General features: G+C 72.9%; 2 protein-coding genes. Both read left to right on the forward strand.

What is annotated here, in order from left to right:
* Positions 1 to 154: 154 nt before the first annotated feature.
* The gene (locus ACIQOV_RS35330) at positions 155 to 2398 is read left to right on the forward strand and encodes a DNA translocase FtsK (RefSeq protein WP_401054934.1); all 2244 of its coding nucleotides are present in this window, start codon (positions 155 to 157) and stop codon (positions 2396 to 2398) included.
* 280 nt (positions 2399 to 2678) lie between these two features.
* A partial coding sequence (locus ACIQOV_RS35335; RefSeq protein ID WP_401054933.1) for a helix-turn-helix domain-containing protein occupies positions 2679 to 2934 on the forward strand: 256 nt, incomplete at its 3' end.

Here is a 2934-nt window from a genome sequence, read left to right on the forward strand (position 1 = left end):
GTCTCCGCGCGCGACCTCGGCTCCACCAACGGCACCACGCTGGACGGCCGGCTCGTCCCGCCCGGCCCGCCGGAGGCCGCCGTCCCGCTGGAGCCACGTGGTGTCCGGGCTGTTCGGCCGGCTCGACGTGCTGGTGCCGTTCCTGCTGGCCGCGATGGCGATCAGGCTCTGGCGCCACCCGGAGCTGCCGGAGGCCAACGGGCGGATCATGATCGGGCTGAGCGCGCTGCTGGTCGGCGTCCTCGGCCTGGTCCACATCGGCTGCGGCGCGCCCATGATGGGCAGCGGCGCCTCCCGGATAAGGGCGGCCGGCGGAATCATCGGCTGGGCCGCGTCCACCCCGATGATGGCCGCCGCCGGGCCGGCGCTCGCCGTGCCGCTGCTCCTGCTGCTGGCCTTCTTCGGCCTGCTGGTGGTCACCGCCACCCCGATCAACCGGATCGGCGAGCGGGTGCGGGGGATCGGCATACGGCTGGGTGTGGTCGAGCCCGGGCCGGAGGACGAGCGGTGGGGGCGCGCGCCGGAGCGCGAGCTGTCCACCGACCCGCCGGAGGACGCCGACCCCGACGCGCTGCCGTTCACCGTGGACACCGGCGGTGACGACCCCTCGGACGAGGTGGCCGCCCGCCGGCGCCGCCGCCGGCGCAAGCCCGCCGAGGAGCCGGAGGACGCCGAGCGGATCTCCCTGGACAAGGAGCCGCTGGACCCGTACGCCACCCGCGACCTCGCCGCCGGCGCGGCCGCGGACCTGGACGGCGCCCTGGTCTACGGCGTGCCCGCCTCCTCCGCGGTGGCGGACATGATGCACCAGGTGCAGGACCGCACCGCCCCGCCGGAGGAGGCCGCCGTCCCCGCCGCCCGCAGCGGCGGCCCGGGCGCGCCCGAGGAGCACGGCGCGGCGCCGGTGCGGATGGAGCAGCTGCAGTTCGGCGAGGGCGTCACCTACGCCCTGCCCTCGCTCGACCTGCTGGAGCGCGGCGGCCCGGCCAAGGCCCGCAGCGCCCTCAACGACGAGGTGGTCGCCCAGCTCACCGGCACCTTCGCCGAGTTCAAGGTGGACGCCAAGGTCACCGGCTTCACCCGGGGGCCGACGGTCACCCGCTACGAGGTCGAGCTCGGGCCGGCCGTCAAGGTGGAGCGGATCACGGCGCTCGCCAAGAACATCGCGTACGCGGTGGCCAGCCCGGACGTGCGGATCATCAGCCCGATCCCCGGAAAGTCCGCGGTCGGGATCGAGATCCCCAACCGGGACCGCGAGATGGTCAACCTCGGCGACCTGCTGCGCTCGCGCACGGCCGCCGAGGACACCCACCCGATGGTCGTCGGCATGGGCAAGGACGTCGAGGGCCACACCGTGATGGCCAACCTCGCCAAGATGCCGCACATCCTGGTGGCCGGCGCGACCGGTGCGGGCAAGTCCTCCTGCATCAACTGCCTGATCACCTCGATCCTCGCCCGGGCCACCCCGGACGAGGTGCGGATGGTGCTGGTCGACCCCAAGCGGGTCGAGCTGACCGCGTACGAGGGCATCCCGCACCTGATCACGCCGATCATCACCAACCCCAAGAAGGCCGCCGAGGCCCTCCAGTGGGTGGTGCGCGAGATGGACATGCGCTACGACGACCTCGCGGCGTTCGGCTTCCGGCACGTGGACGACTTCAACGCGGCGGTGCGGGCCGGCAAGGTCACCCCGCCGCTCGGCAGCGAGCGCGAGCTGACGCCGTACCCGTACCTGCTGGTGATCGTCGACGAGCTGGCCGACCTGATGATGGTCGCGCCGCGCGACGTCGAGGACTCGGTGGTCCGGATCACCCAGCTGGCCCGCGCGGCCGGCATCCACCTGGTGCTCGCCACCCAGCGGCCCTCGGTGGACGTGGTCACCGGCCTGATCAAGGCCAACGTGCCGTCCCGGCTGGCCTTCGCGACCTCCGCGATGGCCGACTCCCGGGTCATCCTGGACCAGCCCGGCGCGGAGAAGCTGATCGGCAAGGGCGACGCGCTCTTCCTGCCGATGGGCGCCAGCAAGCCGATCCGCATGCAGGGCGCGTTCGTCACCGAGGCGGAGATCGCCAGGGTGGTGCAGCACTGCAAGGACCAGCTGACCGCCGTCTACCGGGACGACGTGACGGTCGGGGGCGGGCCGAAGAAGGAGATCGACGAGGAGATCGGCGACGACCTGGACCTGCTGATCCAGGCGGCCGAGCTGGTGGTCTCCACCCAGTTCGGCTCGACCTCGATGCTCCAGCGCAAGCTCCGGGTCGGCTTCGCGAAGGCGGGCCGGCTGATGGACCTGATGGAGTCGCGCGGGATCGTCGGTCCGAGCGAGGGCTCCAAGGCCCGCGACGTGCTGGTGAAGCCGGACGAGCTGGACGGGGTGCTGATCACCCTTCGGGGCTGACGGGCGGGCCCGGTCGGGCCCGGCCCGTGTCCTGGGCGAGGTGTCACTCGTTCGGAGGAGGGTAGGCGCCGCGTGGGGAACCGAACGTGCGTACACCGCGTCACACCGCGGAAAGCGGACCCCGGGTTCCCCGCGCGGCCGCGCTGACGGCCCGTCGGCTCGGTGTCGGACCCCGGTCGGACCGGGAGTGCGCATTCGGCCCGTTCCGCTTGAGAAACGATCCGCCCACGCCCCTAGACTGTTCCCCAGCAGGTGGCCATCCGCTCGAAAGGCGTGCCCCGTGACCATCGGCAAGTCCTCCGACCGCGAGAACACCATGCCGTCCCTCGAACCGGCCGACGACGTGGTGCAGGCGGCCGATGCCCCGAGCATCGGTCGGGTGCTGTCCACCGCCCGGATCGACGCGGGGCTCACGGTGGACCAGGTGAGTACCGCCACCCGGGTCCGGGTGCCGATCGTCCATGCCATCGAGGCGGACGACTTCGCCCGCTGCGGCGGCGACTTCTACGCCCGCGGGCACATCCGCCTGATCGCCC

Source organism: Kitasatospora sp. NPDC091257 (genome assembly GCF_044757675.1).
Taxonomy (GTDB): Bacteria; Actinomycetota; Actinomycetes; order Streptomycetales; family Streptomycetaceae; genus Kitasatospora; species Kitasatospora lactacystinica.